Raw genomic sequence first — 16,567 nt, 5'->3', positions numbered from 1 at the left:
TTCAGTAGACTACGTTCAAAGAAAAACAGATCTATTTTAACCTGTCTGTGCGACAAGGCCCGAGCTTGGGCGAAAGTCGCTAGAATCTAGGCACTTGGCATTCTATCCGGAAGAGAACAAACAATCATGGCCGATCCAATTTTGCTTGCTCAAAACAGCAATACTCCCATTTACCTGTTGCCTGCTCTGGCCAACCGGCATGGTTGTATTACGGGGGCGACAGGGACAGGCAAAACTGTCACCTTGCAAGTACTGGCCGAGGCTTTTTCCCGGCAGGGAACCCCGGTTTTTCTGGCCGATGCCAAGGGAGACTTGAGCGGAATTTCTCAGGCTGCCCAGCCCAATCCCAAATTGCAGGAGCGTCTGCAAAAGCTGGGGCTGCCTGAACCGGCCTGGGGCGCCAATCCGGTTGCTTTCTGGGACATTTTTGGCGAGCAGGGCCATCCAGTGCGGGCCACCATCTCCGACATGGGGCCTTTGCTGTTGGCCCAGATTCTGGAGCTCAATGACACCCAGGAAGGAATATTGAACATTCTGTTCCGGGTGGCTGATGATGAGGGACAACTGATTCTGGACTTGAAGGATTTGCGTGCCTTGCTGCAAGACATATCGGATCGTGCTGCCGAGCTGCGTAATCAGTACGGCAATATTGCTGCCGCGAGTGTAGGGGCCATTCAACGCGCCTTGCTGCGCCTGGAAACCCAAGGGGCGGATCGCTTCTTTGGCGAACCCGCCCTGGATGTGATGGATTGGATTCGTACCGACTCTGCTGGGCGCGGCATGATCAACGTGCTGGCCGCCGACAAGCTGATGCAATCGCCCCGCTTGTACGCGGTGTTTCTGTTGTGGATGTTGGCTGATCTGTACGAGCGCCTGCCGGAAGTGGGCGATCTGGACAAACCGCGTCTGGTTTTCTTTTTTGACGAAGCCCACTTATTGTTTACAGGTGCCCCCAAGGCTTTGCTGGAAAAAGTCGAGCAGGTCGTGCGTCTGATTCGCTCCAAAGGCGTGGGTATTTATTTCGTGACACAAAACCCGCTGGATATTCCTGATACCGTTCTGGGCCAGTTGGGTAATCGGGTTCAGCACGCTTTGCGCGCCTTTACGCCGCGTGACCAGAAGGCTGTCAAGACAGCAGCGCAAACGATGCGCCCTAATCCCGGTTTGGATATTGAAGCAGCGATTACCGAGCTGGGGGTGGGGGAGGCTTTGGTGTCCATGCTGGATGCCAAGGGCATTCCCACGCCTACCGAGCGTGCCTGGCTAGTGGCTCCAGGTAGCCGGATTGGCCCGGCCACTGATGCCGAGCGACAGGCGGTTCGACAAGCCTCCTTGTTCGGCTTGAAATATGACCAGGCTATTGACCGCGAATCCGCCTACGAGGTGCTGGCCAAGAAAACAGCGGACGCTGCCGCCAATGGTGCAGCAGGCGCCACACAGGTCGGCGCACCAGCAAACAAGGACGATGGCTTGATGGGCGTGGTCAATGACTTTCTATTTGGATCAACAGGGCCGCGCGGTGGCAAGAAAGACGGTTTGGTGCAAAGCATGATTAGAACCGAGACCAAACGGGCTGCCACTAAAGTGCTGCGTGGGGTATTGGGCTCTTTATTTGGAGGAAAACGTTAATGCCCTTGCAACTGCCGCATTTAATTATTGCCACCGCACGGCCATCAGAAACCACACGTTGGGCGGACGAATTCCGCAAGGCCTACCCTGATTGGAAAGTTGACGAGTTCGTAGCGGGTCAGCCCAGCACCGGGGCGACCTACGCCGTGGTGTGGCAACCGGATACGGCCTTGTTCAAGCAGGAACCTACGCTGCGCGCCACTTTCAATCTGGGGGCGGGCGTGGATGCGGTGGCAGGCCGTATCCCAGCCGAGATGCCTTTGTACCGTCTGGAGGACGCGGGCATGGCCGAGCAAATGGCCGAATATGCCTTGTATGGTGTACTGCGTGCCGTGGGTCGTTTTCAGCCCTACGAAGAGCAGGCGCGCGAGGGCAAGTGGAAAGCCTATCGCCCGATTGATCGTCGGCAGTGGCCGGTAGCCGTCTTGGGGCTGGGCGCAATTGGCAGCAAGATTGCCAAGGTCATCGCCAGCCTGGGCTATCCCGTGCGTGGCTGGTCGCGTCGTCTGCATGAAGCGGACTTCCCTTGCTATGCGGGTGAAGAGGGCCTGAAAGCGTGCGTCTCTGCCAGCCGTATCCTGGTCAACGCTTTGCCACTGACGCCGCAAACGGAAGGGCTGATCAACCGCGACCTGTTGTCCAATTTGCAGCCCGGTGGTTTTTTGATCAACGTGGCTCGTGGTGGACATTTGGTCGATGCGGATGTGCTGGACGCGCTCAAAAGCGGTCATCTGTCAGGCGCTTTGCTGGATGCCTTCACCCACGAGCCGCTGCCTGCGGATCATCCGTATTGGGGCATTCCTTCTGTGATGGTTACGCCGCATATTTCGGGCATCACCGTGCGAGAGCTGGCGCTGGAGCAAATTGGCTCACGTATCGAGCTTTTGCAGCAAGGTAAACCAGCGGCCGGACGAGTGGATCATAGTCAGGGTTATTAAGCGTTTTCAAATTGAGGGCCAGTCTGCCAGCACGGTGGAAGCTGACAGGCTGCCTGCTGTTTCGTGAACGAAGCAGTGCTTTTTCAAAATAAGGCCATTGCGGCCAGCTAAAACCACAAGGATAGAGGAATGAGTAAAGTTCATCGCATTGCCGTGATCGCGGGAGACGGGATCGGCAAGGAAGTCATGCCTGAAGGGCTGCGTATTTTGGAAGTGGCTGCTCGTCGTCACGCCATCAATTTTGATTGGAAAGTGCTGGACTGGAGCTCGGACTACTACCAGAAGCACGGCACCATGATGCCGTCAGATTGGAAAGCCCAGTTGATGGATACCGAGGCCATTTTCTTTGGTGCCATGGGCTGGCCTGATCTGGTGCCTGACCATGTTTCTCTGTGGGAGTCCTTGTTTAAATTCCGTCGTGAATTTGATCAGTACATCAACTTGCGTCCCGTGCGTTTGATGCCCGGTGTGCGTTCGCCGCTGGCAGGTCGTGAACCTGGTGATATTGATTTCTTTATCGTGCGCGAGAATACCGAGGGCGAGTACTCCAATAGCGGCGGCATCCTGTTTGAAGGCACGCAGCGCGAAGTGGTCATTCAGGAAAGCGTCTTTACCCGCACCGGTACAGACCGTGTTTTGAAGTTCGCTTTTGAACTGGCTAAAAAACGAGGCAAGCACGTCACCGCCGCGACCAAATCCAACGGTATTTCGATTTCCATGCCTTGGTGGGATTCCCGCGTGGCCGCCATGGGCGAGCAATACCCGGATGTGAAGTGGGACAAGTATCACATCGACATTCTATGTGCTCACTTTGTGCAGCACCCGGACTGGTTCGATGTGGTGGTGGCTTCCAACCTGTTTGGCGATATCTTGTCCGATCTGGGCCCGGCATGTACCGGCACCATCGGTATTGCGCCGTCGGCCAACCTGAACCCTGAACGTGTGTTTCCATCCTTGTTCGAGCCCGTGCATGGCTCGGCACCGGATATCTACGGCAAGGGTATTGCCAACCCAGTCGGTCAAATCTGGAGTGGTGCCTTGATGCTGGATTTTCTGGGCTACCCACAGGCAGCGGCCGAAGTAGTGCAAGCCATTGAGCAGGTGTTGGCTAATGGTCCGCGTACGCCCGATCTGGGCGGCCAGGCGAGCACCTCAGAAGTCGGTGCTGCCATCGCCCAGACTTTGGAAGCGATGGCCTAAACCCTTAGCTGGACTTGGGTGGGCGCAGGCCTGCCCAAGTTGGTTTGTACTTGTAGTGATTGCATGAAGTAGTGCTCAAAGCTAGCGACCACGGAACATCACAAGGCCGCTGTGGCGATGACGTGCGCTACGGTGTGTTGGTTTTGGATATCGGGTGCCCACCATCAATGTTGGGTAGGACGTCGTTTTTGATATCAGTGTGATTGAGTGCTTTTTCCAGCTCTGTCAGCACCTGACGAGTCGTAGCTAAGTCAGCGCTTGCGGATTGAAATTGTGGAAGTAGGGATTGGAGCCAGACATCATAGCGGCTCATGATCTGTTGATAGGCTTCCTGCCCGGTATCAGTGAGTTCCCAAATTGGCGAGCGATCATGGCGAGGATTGGAATGTGGTTTCACCAATCCGTCTTCAGCGAGCTTGTTCAAGCGCTTTTGTGCTCCCTGGCGCGTCATCCCCATACTTTCAGCCACCATGGGAGCGGTCATGGCGTGGTTGGCGAGTGCGAGAGCGCCCAAGACTTGCCAGTTGGTGCTATCTGTCACGATAGTCCGCACCAGCTCATTCCCATTTTCAAGTAGTGCAGTTTTCAAGCGGAAAATGGCGAGAATGATTTCCGTCAATGATTGCTTTTGACTGCTATCAGAGTAGTTGCTAATCGTTAAGCTCCTTTCGTGGATACCGGTTGCCGCCGTAAGTTGAGTGGCATCCCATAGTACCGGTTTCAAATGTTGTGGCGTTTGATATTTCCTGCTGAGCAGTCTCAGTACCCCGGCTTTGACAGAGCGGCACCATCTTTAGCATTCAAGATGATGAGGCTTAGGTTTGTGACGCCAGCCAAAATTTCTATGGTTTGGATGAGGATGAACATTGGCCCGAAGGTGCCTGATGCTGCTAGCTTGGATAGCGCCAGTGCACTGGGTATCAAAATCACGATACCGAACGCGGCAATGATTTTCATACGCTTGATTTTAATTGCCAGTGTGGGATGCGAGGCGGAGCCTGCCATCGCTTTCCCTAGCCCGCCTGTGAGGGCAAGCAGCGGAACCAATATGAATAGCCCTGGAAAAACGATCATACGTTTTACGAAAGCGATTTCTTGCTGGCTGCCAAGAATCTCGACCAGCGTCGTGGAAAGCAGAAAACTGAAGATTACGATCCCGGCAAGGCCGCCAGCAATCGCATGAATTTTAGGTTTTATCCCAGGTGATTTTTTTACCATGGTTACCTTCCGAGGTGCTTGTGCGTTGAGAAAGATAGAGCGTCAGTCATTGCTGTACAGCTCATTATAATGGTAACTGATTTCCAGTATGGAAATTGGTTGTCATTTTGAGGTGGCTCAATTGAGTCATAGCGCTTTTGAGTATCGACAGAAAAGGGCGCTCTTTGGGGGGGGGCTCTTTCTTAGTGAGGATGCTGGATGAAAGCTTAGGTGAGCCCAGCTATTTGATGTTCTGGCCCGATTGGTATTGCGCCATCGGGCCAATAAGTAGGGAAAAGGCAAGAATGGCCATCGCCCAGACTTTGGAAGCGATGGCCTAAATCCTTAGTTGGACTTGGGTGGGCGCAGGCCTGCCCAAGTGATGGCGCCAATCATGATGGCACCGCCCAGCAGCGCACGGCTGCTGGGGTATTGAGCGAAGAGCAGCGCCGCAAAGGCAATGGCGTAGACGGGCTCCAGGGCGATCACAATCCCGGCGCTGCGCGCATTCAGAACGCTGAGTGCAGAGACCAGCAGGTAGTGCGACAGCGCTGTGCAAAACACTCCCAGCAGGGCAATCCAGAACCAGTCTAATAATGTGCTATCGCCCAGCAGCGGTATGGCAAAAGGCCAGCACATCAGGGCGACAAACAGGTTCTCCCACCAGGCCACTTGCTGTGCCGACAAATGTTTGGCAGCGCGGCGGTTGATCAGGGTGAACATGGCAAAGGTAAAACCGGAGGCAATGGCCCAGGCCAAGCCGATGGTCGATTGATCCTGAAAGTCGAAAGAGGGGGTAACCAGCAACAAACCGACGGTGACCAAAGCCAGAATGATCCATTCCGATACCGTGACGCGCTCTCGCAATACGGCCCATTCGCACAGGGTAATGAAGGCCGGGAAGCTGGCAAAACCCAAGGTGGCAATGGCCACGCCGCCTACTTTGACGGCCACAAAAAAAGTGGCCCAGTGAATGGCCAGCATGATGGAGGCCATAAGAAGGGTACGAAAGTCCGCGGCTTTCATGCCTTGCCCCAAACCGCGTCCTTGGGAGCGGATACTGATAAACAAGGCCAGGACCGCAAAGCTGGCCCGGCCAGCGGTGATCAGCATGGCGCCGACCTGGATGAGTTCACCAAAAATACCGGTCAGTCCGAACAGAACGGCGGCCACATGAATGGCTGCCAGAGCACGTCCATGCGTCATGGAAAGCGATCCGAGAAAAAAGAGTGAAATTTACGCTATTCTGGTGCTTTAGATCAGCCAGCGATAGGGCAGCGGGGTCGGGCAGGCAATACGTGTAAGGCATCATTCTAAGACATTGCAACGGGCCCCCTCATCAAAGGAGTAAAACAATGACGCAGATGGTTAAGGCGATACGGATTGAACGTAATGGAGGCCCGGAGGTATTGCAGTGGGCTTCGGTAGAGTTACCTGCTCCGCAGGAACAAGAAGTCACCATACGGCAAAAGGCGGTGGGTTTGAACTTTATCGATATTTATTTCCGTAATGGCCTCTACAGCCATCCCTTGCCCCATGGTTTGGGGTTTGAGGCGTCTGGCATTGTGGAAGCAGTCGGTTCGGGTGTCACGCACCTGAAAGTGGGTGATCGCGTCGCTTACGGTCAAAGTCCCCTGGGGGCGTATGCCCAAGCACGTAATGTACCTGCCGACCGTGTCGTGCGTATTCCCGATGCCGTCTCTTTTGAACAGGCCGCAGCCATGATGCTGAAAGGTCTGACTTGCTGGTACTTGCTGCGCCAGACTTATCGTGTGCATGAAGGCCAGACGATTCTGTTCCATGCCGCTGCCGGTGGCGTGGGTTTGTATGCCTGCCAATGGGCGCGTGCCTTGGGTGTGAAATTGATTGGTACGGTTTCCGGCCCCGAAAAAGCAGCACTGGCGAAAGCGAATGGTGCTTGGGAAGTGATTGATTACTCCTATGAAGATGTAGTGCAGCGTGTATTGGAACTGACCAATGGCCAAAAAGTGCCGGTCGTTTATGACGGTGTGGGTAAAGACACCTGGGAGCGTTCGCTGGATTGCTTGCAACCGCGTGGCTTGATGGTCAGCTTTGGCAATGCCTCCGGCCCGGTAACCGGTGTGAATCTGGCGACTCTGGCCGCCAAGGGTTCCTTGTATGTGACTCGTCCTGTGCTGGGGGCTTATGTGCCGACGCAGGAAACCATGCAGGCCGCGGCAGATGAGATGTTCGAGCTGGTTTTGCAAGGCAAGATCAAGCCGCTGATTGGCCAACGCTTTGCACTGGATCAGGTTGCCCAGGCGCATGAGGCTTTGGCGGGTCGTCGCACGACGGGGTCTACCGTTTTGACACTGGATTAAAGCGGATTATCGGGTGTAGAGAGTGATGAACAGATAGTCTTTGTTCAGCGCTGTGCTTGAGACCAGAGGTGTGCTTATGAACCACTCATCTGCCCTTGTTGGCTTTACGTCATTTCCCAATTTACCTATCTGGTAGTTGAAAAGACGTGCTCAGCAGTCAGCCTGAATAGTTTGCCTTCTAAAAAAATGGCCTCCAGATTGGAGGCCATTTTCATTTCAGCAAAGCAACGGTGTCCGCTGGCGAGCAGCGGATAGAAGTCACCCTTGCTCGTGGTATTGGCGCACGCGCTCGACCTCGTTGCGCGAACCCAGAATCACGCCAATGCGCTGATGCAGTTCTGTGGGCTGCACGTCCAGAATGCGCTGTGTGCCGTCAATCGACAGGCCACCAGCCTGCTCGACCAGGAAGCTCATGGGGTTGGCTTCGTACATCAAACGCAGCTTGCCTTTACGACCGGAGGCGCGGGCATCACGGGGATACATGAAGATACCGCCACGGGTCAGGATGCGGTGTACGTCGGCCACCATGGAGGCGATCCAGCGCATATTGTAGCTTTTACCCAGTGGGCCTTCTGGGCCTGCCAGACAGTCGTCGATATAGCGTTTTACCGGGGCTTCCCAGTGACGCATATTAGACATGTTGATGGCAAATTCAGCGGTGTCCTCAGGGATGGTGACGCGCTCGGTGGTCAATACCCAGGAGCCCATTTCCTTGTCCAGCGTGAACGCGGCAACGCCGTCACCCACAGTCAGTACCAGCATGGTTTGTGGGCCGTAAATGGCATAACCGGCCGCAACCTGGCGCACGCCGGGCTGCAGGAAGTCCTGCTCTTCGATGACGCGGTCACGCGCTTCAGGCGGTACGCTCAGCACCGAGAAGATCGTGCCAATGGACACGTTCACGTCAATATTGGACGAGCCATCCAGCGGATCGAACAAGAGCAGGTTTTCGCCCTTGGGGTAGTAGTCGGGGATACGGTGCAGGGTGTCCATTTCCTCGGAGGCCATGGCAGCCAGATTGCCGCCCCATTCATTGGCTTCCAGCAGAATTTCATTGGACAGGACGTCCAGTTTTTTCTGAACTTCGCCCTGGACGTTCTCGGAGTCCAGAGAACCCAGAACGCCGCCCAGCGCCCCTTTGCTGACGGCATGGCCAATGGCCTTGCACGCGCGAGCCACGGTCTCCAGTAGTAGGCGCACATCGGCGGTGACCGTTTTTTTCTGGCGCTGTTGCTCCACCAGATACTGAGTAAGGTTTTTCTTCAAGACAGACTCCGAGGTCAAAGAGTTAATGCTTTATGTACGATTTCGGCCACATTACCCGACAGGCCGGGTTCGGCCTGAATACGCTCCAGCGCTGCCTTGAGCAGGTCGCGGGCTTCGGGTTCAAAGCGGGCCCAGTTATCAAACACACGGGCCAGACGGGCAGAGATTTCCGGGTTGAGCTTGTCCAGGGCAATGACTTGCTCGGCCCAGAAGGTATAGCCTTCGGGCGTGTGTACCGCCTGCATATTATTCATGCAAAACTGGAAAATCAGAGAGCGAGCGCGGTTGGGATTGCGCATCGAGAAAGCCGGATGCAGCATCAAGGCGCGCACTTGGGCAACTTGTGTGCTGGGGGCGGTGGCCTGCAAGCTGAACCAGCGGTCCAGCACCAGGGGATTGTCTTGCCAGCGCTGGAAAAAGTCATCCAGGCCGTCTTGGCGATCTTCTTGGTCGCCGTAGTTCACCAGCGCACTTAAGGCACCCATGCGATCAGTCATATTGGTGGCCTGATCGTATTGATTGCGTGCCAACCGTGGGCCGGTACTCACGCCGGCAACCAGCAGATAATTCAGAGCCAGATTGCGCAAGGAGCGCTGGCCTGCCTGCAAGGCGTCTGGGCTGTAAGGAGCCTGTTCCAGGCTCAGGTACTGGTACAGCTCTTGCCAGTAGGGAGTCAGGGCCAGACCCAGTTCACGTTGGAGTTGACGGCGGGCTTGAACAACGGCACGCGGGGTCATGGGCTGGGTCTGTTCCAGCAATTCACGCTCGCTGGGAAGGGACAGGATACGGGCCTTGTAAGCAGGGCTTAAGGCGGGGTCTTGTACCAGCGCATGCCAGGTTTGCACCACGGTCGCCAATTGTGTGGCCGAAGGAGTGCGTCCCGAGGCCGAGGACAAAATCAGACGGGTAGCCAGCAACTGCGCCGCTTCCCAGCGTGCAAATGGATCCGTGTCGTGGCGGGCTAGCAAAGCCAGCTCGGAATCCGGACGGTAGTAGTCCACCCGCACGGGGGCAGAGAAATTGCGCAGCAGGGACAGAACCGGAGCGTCGGGAATCTGCGTGAAGGTCCAGCTTTGTTCCGCTTCAGTGAAATCCAGCACCAGCGTATCGCCTTGCTGATCATCCAGGTGCAGGGTTAAGGGAGCGCCTTGTTGATCCAGCATGCCCAGGGCAAAGGGGATATGCAAGGGGGGTTTGGGCGTGGATTTGTTTTCAATCCCAGCGGGGGCATTGCTTTGGCGCAGGGTCAGCGTAGCGGTCTGGGTGGCGGGGTCGTGTTGCAGGCTGACCTGAACGCGGGGAGTGCCGGCCTGCTGATACCAGCGTCGGAACTGTTCCAGGCTGCGGCCAGGCTTGACTTGGCGATACACGCTGTCCATGCTGTCCACGAAATCATCGCACGTGACCGCTTGGCCGTCATGGCGCTTGAAGTATTCACGAATGCCAGCCTGAAAGTTTTCTTCGCCCAGCAAGGTGTGCTGCATGCGAATGACTTCAGCGCCTTTCTCGTAAATCGTGGCGGTATAAAAGTTGCTGATTTCCTGATAGCTCTCGGGACGGATAGGGTGAGCCATCGGGCCGGCATCTTCAGGAAATTGGGCCGCGCGCAAGACGCTGACATCATCAATGCGTTTGACGGCACGAGCGCTGGCAGCTTGAGGGCCGTCCAGTCCTTGCGCCAACATGTCTGCCGAGAACTCCTGGTCGCGGAACACCGTCAGGCCTTCTTTCAAGGAGAGCTGGAACCAGTCGCGGCACGTCACGCGGTTGCCCGTCCAGTTGTGGAAATATTCGTGACCAATAACGGCTTCGACGGCGTTGAAGGACGCATCGGTGGTGCTTTGTGCATCGGCCAGCACATAGGCGGAATTAAAAATGTTCAGGCCCTTGTTTTCCATCGCGCCCATATTGAAGTCGCGAGCGGCCACAATCATGAAGCGGTCCAGATCCAGTTCCAGGCCGAAGCGTTGCTCATCCCAGCGTACTGAATGCTCCAGGCATTGCATGGCCCATTCTGTTTTATCGCCGTCACCACGATCGCAATAAACCTGCAATAGGGCAGGCTGGCCATTGGCCTTTTTGATTTCACGCTCGCGTACATCAAAATCGCCGGCCACCAGCGCAAATAAATAAGAAGGTTTTGGAAAGGGGTCTTCCCAGATAGCTTGAGTACGGCCATCGTCCAGTGTGGTGCTTTCCAGCAAATTGCCATTGGAGAGCAGATACGGGTAGCGCTTGGCATCGCCACGCAGCACCACTTCATAGCGGGACATCACATCGGGGCGGTCCGGAAAGAAAGTGATACGGCGAAAGCCCTGGGCTTCGCATTGAGTAAATAGGTTCTGGCCCGAGATATACAGGCCCATCAGCATGGTGTTCTCTTGGGGGCGGCAGCGGCTCACCAGTACCACGTCAAACTCTGTGGCCGCCGGCGAGAGCGTCAGGCCCTGCTCATCAAGCTGGTAATCCTGGGCGTTCAGGGCGACGCCATTCAGACTGATTTCAATGAGTTCAATGTCTTCGCCATCCAGCACCAGGGGGCGGATCTGGCCATCCCGGCTGCTGGCTCGAAAAGCCAGACGAACCAAGGTTTGCTCGGCCGCCAAATCAAATTCCAACCGTACCTTTTCTATTTGATAGGGGTAGGGTTGGTAATCGTGGCGGGAGATCGTGGGTAAGGTGTCTGTGCGCATGTGATCCTGGTCCGACAATCGAAAAAGATGGTCTATTGTAATGTTGTTTGAACGCCCACACTGAGCGCCAGAAACAGGCAGTACACTAATTGTTCGCCAGCGCTGTGGCGCTGCCATTAATCGGGCTTGAACGTGCAAGCGAAAAACAAGCAAAGGTGAAACGATGAGCTTATTTTCTGAAGGGGCTTCCTGGCGCGCCCTACGCCTGATGGGCCTGGCATTCGCGTTGTTGACTACGGCTTGCGCTGCGCCTAGCTGGTCTGCCAAATTGACGCGTTATCAGCAATGGCCCACCACCACCAGTGGCGATACGTATTACATCAAGTCCTCGCCAGACAAAAGCGGCAGTTTGCAATACCAGTCTTTTGCTGATTCTGTGCGGGCTTCTATTGGGGTGACAGGACTGGTGCAAGCCCCTGATCTGAAATCGGCGCGTTTCGTGGTGCAAATGGATTATGGCAATCCGCAGGAGCAAAGCTGGGTGCCGCAATTTGCAGATAGCTTTTATGGCCCATCCGCATGGGGAATTGGTCGCGGCTATTATGCGCCAAATGATGGCTGGGGCGGCGGTTTCTTTTATTCTCCGAATGTAGTGAATGTTCCTGTCACTATGTATAAAAATTATCTAAATGTAATTATTACGGATAATCAAAACTCGGGCGCGGAAGTGTATCGCGCCACCGCTGTGTCGTATAGCCATTCTGACAATCTGGACCAGCAGATGCCTTTTTTGTCCCAGGCCATATTTGATGGTTTTCCCGGTAATAATGGACAAGTGATTGATATCCGATATCCATTACCTCGAGATTGAGTCGCTAGAACCCCGATATTATGTAGGGGTTTTAGATCAATAAGAAAGGGACCGCTTGAAAAGCGGTCCCTTTCTTTTGTTTGGTTTCCAAGCTTATTTGATAAGAAACTCTTCACGGCTGCGGCCATTGGCTTCTGCATCAATGATCCAGCGTGGTGGACGACCACGGCCCGTCCAGGTGTCTTGGGTGCCGGGGTGGCGGTATTTGGGAGGCAGGCTGGTTTTGGGACCATTGGAGCTAGCGCCAGCGCCGCGACGGGCAGAGTTTTCCAGAGCTTCAGCAACTTCTTCAATCGTGATCTCGTTGTCTTGCATGGACTTGACGATAGACGCAATGACAGGACGACGCTGTTTAACTCTAAGGGATTTCATCTGCTTTTGCAGACGCAGAATCTCTTTTTCGATCTTCTGCTTTGCGGAGCTGTAAGTTTCGACTGACATATAGGATTCCTGTTTCATGTTTGTAGTTATCTGATAAACCCTGCCTGCACAAGCTCATGTTTATCATGTGAAAGCAGTGTACTTTGATTTTCTTGAAAAGATAAGTGGTTTGGATAAAAAATAAACCCTTAATCAAAAAGGTGTTTGGTTTTTGTAATTATTTAAGGGTATTAGACGATTCTATGGCTCTTGATTAATTAATCTAATCAGGGGTTATCATAAAACCGAATGGGTTTATACCAAAACCATATGGGTTCATTTCTAATTAGACGGATTTTTAAATAGTTTTAATTCCGTATCAGAAAATGTCGTAAGTAGAATATTTGAACCGATTGCTTCAATCGGCTGATTTAGGGGGGGAGGGGCGTAAATGGCCTGATCCGTACGTGGGCATCGCATACGGTGGCACATTCTGTTTTAATGCTCAGATGGACGGAAGCCAAGTTGATGTCAGCACGTCTATTGGTACCCATTTTCGTCCCTTGCAGCCATGGGCTTGCCGGGGATCTGTCAGTAGGAATAAACGATGAAGTTAGTTGATCCGGCTATCAATGCTCTGGAATGTGCCCGTGGACTGTTGCTTGACCCCTGGGGTCTGGACGAAAGTCATTTGTCTGGCGCGCTCGGTGAGATCTTCACCCATCAGGCCGACTACGCCGATTTGTATTTTCAGTACACCCGTAGCGAAGGCTGGGCGCTGGATGAGGGGATCGTCAAAAGCGGCAGCTTTTCAATCGAGCAGGGCGTGGGTGTGCGTGCATTAAGCGGCGAGAAAACCGCGTTTGCCTATTCGGACTCCCTCAGTCCCGAGGCGTTGCTGTCCTCGGCCCGTGTGGTGCGTTCGATTGCACGCCAGGGCGGTTCGGGTAAAAGCGGCATTTTGGTGCCGACCGATTCACCGCGCCCCCCCTTGTATACCGGCACGGACCCTATCGCCAGTTTGCCTGCCCCTGAGAAGGTGGCTTTGCTGGGAAGGCTGGATGCTTTGGCGCGTGCGGCAGATTCGCGCGTGGTGCAGGTCATGGCCAGTCTGGGGGCGGAATACGATGTGGTGCTGGTCGCTGGTAGCGATGGCCGGTTGGCAGCCGATGTACGTCCCTTGGTGCATTTGTCCTTGTCGGTCATTGTTGAACAAAATGGCCGTCGTGAACGCGGCTCGGCAGCCGGTGGCGGGCGGGTTGACCTGTCCTATTTCTCTGACGATATGCTGCGCAGTTACGTGGACAAGGCTGTGCGTTCTGCCATGACCAATCTACAAGCCAAACCGGCACCCGCTGGGCAGATGACGGTGGTTCTGGGGCCGGGCTGGCCAGGTGTCATGCTGCACGAAGCGGTAGGCCATGGTTTGGAGGGCGATTTCAACCGGCGAGGCAGCAGCTTGTTCTCGGGCCGTATTGGCCAGCGCGTGGCCTCTAAAGGCGTGACCGTCATTGATGATGGCACCTTGGAAAACCGCCGTGGTTCCTTAAATATGGATGACGAGGGCAATACCACGCAACGTACGGTTTTGATTGAAGACGGTATTTTGAAAGGCTACTTGCAAGATACCCATAATGCGCGCCTGATGGGGACGGCCATTACGGGTAATGGCCGCCGTGAATCCTACGCCAGCCTGCCCATGCCGCGTATGACCAACACCTTTATGTTGGGCGGCGATAAGGATCCTCAGGAAATTATTGCCTCGGTTAAAAAAGGTTTATATGCCGTAGACTTCGGTGGCGGCCAGGTTGATATTACTAGCGGTAAGTTTGTTTTCTCCGCCTCGGAAGCCTGGGTGATTGAAAATGGGAAACTGATGTACCCCGTTAAAGGGGCCACCCTGATTGGTAGCGGGCCCGATGCCATGAATCAAATCAGTATGATCGGTAATGACATGCAGTTGGATTCAGGAGTGGGTACTTGCGGTAAAGAAGGTCAAAGTGTTCCGGTTGGGGTCGGGATTCCTACCGTGCGGATGGAAAACCTGACTGTGGGTGGAACCGCCTGATTTAATTTGCTGGCTAATCAAAACCAATAAAAAGACCGCCCGAAGTTGAATTAACGGGGGCGGTCTTTTTTGATGCCGCTTTTATTGCAGCGCAGCACATTGCTTTTAGTTTTGATTTTTGCGCGGCAGTCACAACGGTGTTGGGATTAATGAGTATGGTTTTTCAGACAGTGCCTGTCACCGGCCTGGGTTTGCGCACGCGAATGGCCCACCAACACAACAGGGCCCCCGAACACACCATGGCCGAGCCTTGCCAGAAAGTCAGCGTCAAGGGGGCTTGCAGCAAAAAGGTGGACAGGACGGCTGAAATGACCGGAATAAAGTAAGAGGCGCCGGCCAGTATGGTGACATTGCCATGCAAAATGCCCACGTTCCAGGCGGCATAACCAAAGCCCATCGCAATGGCAGCCAGCAGCAAATACAGTAAAGCGGGCACTGTGAACGTGATGGCAGGCGCGCCTTGGATCAGGTATTTCATCCACAGGGCCGCTGCTGTCAGCATGAAAAACAAGGTGATGCCATTTTTGCCCTGGGCGATGCGGGCGGTCATGGTGCTGTAGCCGGCCCAGATCAGTGCACCGCTAAAGGCCAGGCCGTAGCTCAAGGGATTGTCCTGCACATTCAGCCAGATGTTGTGCAGACTCAAGCCTTGTTCACCGCCCAGAATCCAGCTGATACCCATCATGGACAAGAATAGGCCCGGCGCAATCAGCCAGTTGGCTTTTTGCTTATTGAACAAAATAGCGGCCACGATAGTGAAGGTGGGCCACAGATAATTGACCATACCCACTTCAATGGCTTGCTGACTGTTGTGGGCATAGCCAATGGACAGGGCCAGGCACAACTCATAGGAGACAAACAGCACACTGCCCCAGATCAGGTAGCGGCGCGGAAAACTGCGCAAGCGTACCCAGCCTACTGACAAAAGCAGAAAGACCGAGGCCAGGGTGTAAATCAGGGCTGCGCCGCCGGTTACGCCCAGAGAGTCACTGACGCTGCGTATCAGACCGACAATCGTGCTCCAAAGGACAATGGCGATCAGTCCGGTCAGGGTGGCCTTATCAGATTGCTTCATGCTGGTTTTACTGTCTGCCAGGCGCACCGTGGGCAGGTCGTGGCTTTACTTGGCCGAGACGGTGATGGGTTAATGGGCTGGGTCTGTATCAGGCTGTGGCAGTTTGCAAGCAGGATTCTGATGCAGTGCCCCTGCCTTGCTTAAAGACAGACCGATCCGCCTCGGTAAAGGCGCATGACAGTGTACTGTAAGCTATGTGTCGTCTTGGCGCGATCAGGGCGAAGAAAGGATAGGGCGGGGCATTTTCCACATTTTGCTGGCCCGCTCAATAGGGGGCGGGTACTTACTTTTTGGGGTTTTAAGTCGGCTCTGCGTGTTTACGCTCCGTATGATTTTGAGTGTAAATCGGTTTGACTTAGATCTTTTCTAGGCATATCATTTCAACACGAATTAATCGTGCTGAATTATTTTGTTTGGCTAATTAAATGACCACAGATCAACACTACGATTTACGAATTTTGCGGGCTTTGCGCCAGATTACGCGCTCGATTGCCCTGCATTCCAGGCAGCTGTCGGCGTACAGCAATATCACCGCGCCTCAGTTGATCTGCCTGCGCACCATTATTGAAAAAGGCCCGCTGACGGCTACAGCCATCAGTCGCGAGATGCACGTCAGCCCCAGCACCGTGGTCGGTATTCTGGATCGTCTGGAAGACAAGAAACTGGTGCTGCGTGAGCGCGGTCGTGAAGATCGGCGCATTGTTTTTGTCAGTGCGACACCAGAGGGTAAGACCTTGGCACACGATACGCCATCCCCTTTGCAAAAGAAGCTGTCGGACGCCTTGAAAGAGTTGCCCGAGCTGGAACAGGCCACCATGACCTTGTCCCTGGAGCGCATTGTGCGCTTGCTCGACGCTGACCCGGATGTTGTGCTGGAGGCCGATGAGACGGCCTCGCCTATTCTTGAGGTCCCGGAAGGGGATGTTCCCCCTGAATCCGGGTTGGTGGTTTGACGGACCGACCCAGTCCGGGCAGCTCGGCCGGCAGT

General features: G+C 54.6%; 14 protein-coding genes. 7 read left to right on the top strand and 7 right to left on the bottom strand.

Annotated features, from left to right (window positions below; all coding sequences use genetic code 11):
* The first annotated feature begins 126 nt into the window (after positions 1–126).
* The 3 genes from CA948_RS07680 to CA948_RS07670 all read left to right on the top strand — a co-directional run bounded on the left by CA948_RS07680 (position 127) and on the right by CA948_RS07670 (position 3,767).
* Positions 127–1,629 (top strand): helicase HerA-like domain-containing protein, encoded by a 1,503-nt coding sequence (locus CA948_RS07680; protein WP_108727719.1) that lies wholly within the window; start codon positions 127–129, stop codon positions 1,627–1,629.
* The gene (locus CA948_RS07675) at positions 1,629–2,567 is read left to right on the top strand and encodes a 2-hydroxyacid dehydrogenase (RefSeq protein ID WP_108727718.1); all 939 of its coding nucleotides are present in this window, start codon (positions 1,629–1,631) and stop codon (positions 2,565–2,567) included. The genes CA948_RS07680 and CA948_RS07675 overlap by 1 nt, the downstream gene beginning before the upstream one ends.
* A gap of 129 nt (positions 2,568–2,696) precedes the next feature.
* Positions 2,697–3,767 carry a tartrate dehydrogenase gene (locus tag CA948_RS07670; RefSeq protein WP_108727717.1) on the top strand — a complete coding sequence of 357 codons (1,071 nt, stop codon included), beginning with the start codon at positions 2,697–2,699 and terminating at the stop codon, positions 3,765–3,767.
* Between the two features lie 127 nt (positions 3,768–3,894).
* On the opposite strand, the gene CA948_RS07665 is transcribed toward CA948_RS07670, so the two are convergent.
* The 3 genes from CA948_RS07665 to CA948_RS07655 form a co-directional block, all read right to left on the bottom strand.
* Entirely contained in the window at positions 3,895–4,386 is a 492-nt protein-coding gene (locus CA948_RS07665; RefSeq protein WP_159086128.1) for a MarR family winged helix-turn-helix transcriptional regulator, read from the bottom strand.
* A 140-nt stretch (positions 4,387–4,526) separates the two neighbouring features.
* Entirely contained in the window at positions 4,527–4,985 is a 459-nt protein-coding gene (locus CA948_RS07660; RefSeq protein ID WP_108727715.1) for a hypothetical protein, read from the bottom strand.
* A gap of 324 nt (positions 4,986–5,309) precedes the next feature.
* Positions 5,310–6,170, bottom strand: coding sequence for a DMT family transporter (locus tag CA948_RS07655; RefSeq protein WP_094197241.1), 861 nt, complete (start codon positions 6,168–6,170; stop codon positions 5,310–5,312).
* Between the two features lie 149 nt (positions 6,171–6,319).
* Here CA948_RS07655 and CA948_RS07650 point away from each other — a divergent pair, with 149 nt between their 5' ends.
* Complete coding sequence (locus CA948_RS07650; protein ID WP_162496897.1) at positions 6,320–7,306, top strand: quinone oxidoreductase family protein; 987 nt, start codon at positions 6,320–6,322, stop codon at positions 7,304–7,306.
* Positions 7,307–7,564: 258 nt separating this feature from the next.
* Here the strand turns inward: CA948_RS07650 and CA948_RS07645 are convergent, their stop codons facing one another.
* Together CA948_RS07645 and pepN are read right to left on the bottom strand one after the other, a co-directional pair.
* Complete coding sequence (locus CA948_RS07645) at positions 7,565–8,590, bottom strand: class 1 fructose-bisphosphatase (protein WP_094197240.1); 1,026 nt, start codon at positions 8,588–8,590, stop codon at positions 7,565–7,567.
* Positions 8,587–11,265 (bottom strand): aminopeptidase N, encoded by a 2,679-nt coding sequence (pepN, locus tag CA948_RS07640; RefSeq protein ID WP_094197239.1) that lies wholly within the window; start codon positions 11,263–11,265, stop codon positions 8,587–8,589. The genes CA948_RS07645 and pepN overlap by 4 nt, the downstream gene beginning before the upstream one ends.
* 163 nt (positions 11,266–11,428) lie before the next feature.
* Here pepN and CA948_RS07635 point away from each other — a divergent pair, with 163 nt between their 5' ends.
* The gene (locus CA948_RS07635) at positions 11,429–12,076 is read left to right on the top strand and encodes a DUF4136 domain-containing protein (RefSeq protein WP_094197238.1); all 648 of its coding nucleotides are present in this window, start codon (positions 11,429–11,431) and stop codon (positions 12,074–12,076) included.
* Between the two features lie 93 nt (positions 12,077–12,169).
* On the opposite strand, the gene CA948_RS07630 is transcribed toward CA948_RS07635, so the two are convergent.
* A complete protein-coding gene (locus CA948_RS07630; RefSeq protein ID WP_094197237.1) occupies positions 12,170–12,517 on the bottom strand; it encodes an H-NS histone family protein in 348 nt (115 codons plus the stop codon).
* A 526-nt stretch (positions 12,518–13,043) separates the two neighbouring features.
* On the opposite strand from CA948_RS07630, the gene tldD reads away from it, so the two are divergent.
* Positions 13,044–14,504 carry a metalloprotease TldD gene (gene tldD, locus CA948_RS07625; protein WP_094197236.1) on the top strand — a complete coding sequence of 487 codons (1,461 nt, stop codon included), beginning with the start codon at positions 13,044–13,046 and terminating at the stop codon, positions 14,502–14,504.
* A gap of 163 nt (positions 14,505–14,667) precedes the next feature.
* On the opposite strand, the gene yddG is transcribed toward tldD, so the two are convergent.
* On the bottom strand, positions 14,668–15,579 hold the full coding sequence (gene yddG, locus CA948_RS07620) for an aromatic amino acid DMT transporter YddG (RefSeq protein ID WP_108727714.1): 912 nt from the start codon (positions 15,577–15,579) through the stop codon (positions 14,668–14,670).
* Between the two features lie 425 nt (positions 15,580–16,004).
* Between yddG and CA948_RS07615 the strand changes: the two genes are divergently transcribed.
* Positions 16,005–16,532 carry a MarR family winged helix-turn-helix transcriptional regulator gene (locus CA948_RS07615; protein WP_042481944.1) on the top strand — a complete coding sequence of 176 codons (528 nt, stop codon included), beginning with the start codon at positions 16,005–16,007 and terminating at the stop codon, positions 16,530–16,532.
* Positions 16,533–16,567: the final 35 nt, after the last annotated feature.

Origin of the sequence: Alcaligenes aquatilis, from assembly GCF_003076515.1 — a bacterium.
Lineage (GTDB): Bacteria > Pseudomonadota > Gammaproteobacteria > Burkholderiales > Burkholderiaceae_B > Alcaligenes > Alcaligenes aquatilis.
The sequence above is the reverse complement of the archived record's forward strand: the minus strand, read 5'-3'. Positions and strand labels throughout refer to the sequence as shown.

What these genes read in the sequence shown, in the direction of transcription:
- CA948_RS07615 (WP_042481944.1), top strand. Translation starts at nt 16,005, where the DNA reads ATGACCACAGATCAACACTACGATTTACGAATTTTGCGGGCTTTGCGC.
- tldD (WP_094197236.1), top strand. Translation starts at nt 13,044, where the DNA reads ATGAAGTTAGTTGATCCGGCTATCAATGCTCTGGAATGTGCCCGTGGA.
- CA948_RS07680 (WP_108727719.1), top strand. Translation starts at nt 127, where the DNA reads ATGGCCGATCCAATTTTGCTTGCTCAAAACAGCAATACTCCCATTTAC.
- CA948_RS07635 (WP_094197238.1), top strand. Translation starts at nt 11,429, where the DNA reads ATGAGCTTATTTTCTGAAGGGGCTTCCTGGCGCGCCCTACGCCTGATG.
- CA948_RS07650 (WP_162496897.1), top strand. Translation starts at nt 6,320, where the DNA reads ATGACGCAGATGGTTAAGGCGATACGGATTGAACGTAATGGAGGCCCG.
- CA948_RS07660 (WP_108727715.1), bottom strand. Translation starts at nt 4,985, where the DNA reads ATGGTAAAAAAATCACCTGGGATAAAACCTAAAATTCATGCGATTGCT.
- CA948_RS07675 (WP_108727718.1), top strand. Translation starts at nt 1,629, where the DNA reads ATGCCCTTGCAACTGCCGCATTTAATTATTGCCACCGCACGGCCATCA.
- CA948_RS07670 (WP_108727717.1), top strand. Translation starts at nt 2,697, where the DNA reads ATGAGTAAAGTTCATCGCATTGCCGTGATCGCGGGAGACGGGATCGGC.
- pepN (WP_094197239.1), bottom strand. Translation starts at nt 11,265, where the DNA reads ATGCGCACAGACACCTTACCCACGATCTCCCGCCACGATTACCAACCC.
- CA948_RS07630 (WP_094197237.1), bottom strand. Translation starts at nt 12,517, where the DNA reads ATGTCAGTCGAAACTTACAGCTCCGCAAAGCAGAAGATCGAAAAAGAG.
- yddG (WP_108727714.1), bottom strand. Translation starts at nt 15,579, where the DNA reads ATGAAGCAATCTGATAAGGCCACCCTGACCGGACTGATCGCCATTGTC.
- CA948_RS07655 (WP_094197241.1), bottom strand. Translation starts at nt 6,170, where the DNA reads ATGACGCATGGACGTGCTCTGGCAGCCATTCATGTGGCCGCCGTTCTG.